This is a genomic window from Microbispora sp. H10836 (assembly GCF_012999525.1).
Classification (GTDB): Bacteria; Actinomycetota; Actinomycetes; order Streptosporangiales; family Streptosporangiaceae; genus Microbispora.
This window is the reverse complement of sequence record NZ_JABBWU010000065.1, coordinates 1-1,044: the sequence shown is the minus strand read 5'-3', so window position 1 is coordinate 1,044 and position 1,044 is coordinate 1. Positions and strand designations below refer to the sequence as shown.

General features: G+C 67.1%; 1 pseudogene. It reads left to right on the top strand.

The window, feature by feature from the left end:
* A pseudogene (locus tag HHX30_RS40260) lies at positions 1–1,044 on the top strand (DNA-directed RNA polymerase subunit beta); the annotation flags it as partial.

Here is a 1,044-nt window from a genome sequence, read left to right as displayed (position 1 = left end):
TGCTGGTGGCGTTCATGCCGTGGGAGGGCCACAACTACGAGGACGCGATCATCCTGTCCCAGCGTCTGGTGCAGGACGACGTGCTGTCGTCGATCCACATCGAGGAGCACGAGGTCGACGCCCGCGACACCAAGCTGGGGCCCGAGGAGATCACCCGCGACATCCCCAACGCCTCCGAGGACGCGCTGGCCGATCTCGACGAGCGCGGCATCATCCGGATCGGCGCCGAGGTGGTGACCGGTGACATCCTGGTCGGGAAGGTCACGCCCAAGGGTGAGACGGAGCTGACGCCCGAGGAGCGGCTGCTGCGTGCGATCTTCGGGGAGAAGGCGCGTGAGGTGCGTGACACCTCGCTGAAGGTGCCGCACGGTGAGTCCGGCAAGGTCATCGGGGTGCGCGTGTTCAGCCGTGAGGAGGGTGACGAGCTTCCTCCGGGTGTCAACGAGCTGGTCCGGGTGTATGTGGCGCAGAAGCGCAAGATCACCGATGGGGACAAGCTCGCCGGCCGTCACGGCAACAAGGGCGTCATCTCCAAGATCCTCCCGGTGGAGGACATGCCGTTCCTCGAGGACGGCACCCCGGTCGACATCGTCCTGAACCCGCTGGGCGTCCCCGGGCGAATGAACGTCGGCCAGGTCCTGGAGACACACCTCGGCTGGATCGCCGCCCGCGGCTGGGACGTCTCCGGTATCGAGGAGGCCTGGGCCGAGCGCCTGCGCGAGAAGGACCTGGACAGGGTCGAGCCCTGGACCAAGGTCGCCACGCCGGTGTTCGACGGCGCCAACGAGGAGGAGATCGTCGGCCTGCTCGACAGCACTCTCGTCAACCGGGACGGCTCCCGGATGGTGGGGGAGAACGGCAAGGCGCGGCTGTTCGACGGCCGTTCAGGCGAGCCGTTCCCGCACCCGATCTCGGTCGGCTACATCTACATCCTGAAGCTGCTGCACCTGGTCGACGACAAGATCCACGCTCGTTCGACCGGTCCGTACTCGATGATCACCCAGCAGCCGCTGGGTGGTAAGGCGCAGTTCGGCGGCCAGCGCT